A 217-nucleotide genomic window follows, 5' to 3' on the forward strand; every position below is an offset into this window, starting at 1 on the left:
TGGACGGAAGAGGGGGATTACTACGCCATCGACCTGACCGCCAAGGGCGGCGTGGCGCAGGAAAAATTCGACGAGGCGTTCGGCCAGGAAGTCGAGGTTCAGGGCGAAATCCTGAAAAACGGGAAGAGCGAGCGGATACGGGTCGCGCAGCTCAAAATCATGAGGCCCGCCGCCGGGAAAGAGTTCTTCAAGGGGTGACTGTAAACCCCGATCCCCG

The 217-nt window shown here is 60.4% G+C and carries 1 protein-coding gene; it reads left to right on the forward strand.

Going from position 1 to position 217, the window contains the following annotated elements:
- Positions 1-198, forward strand: a 198-nt coding sequence (locus tag ACX9YW_RS23785; protein ID WP_460351304.1) for a hypothetical protein, incomplete at its 5' end; no start/stop codon positions are given.
- Positions 199-217: the final 19 nt, after the last annotated feature.

The organism is Pseudoneobacillus rhizolycopersici (genome assembly GCF_054786815.1).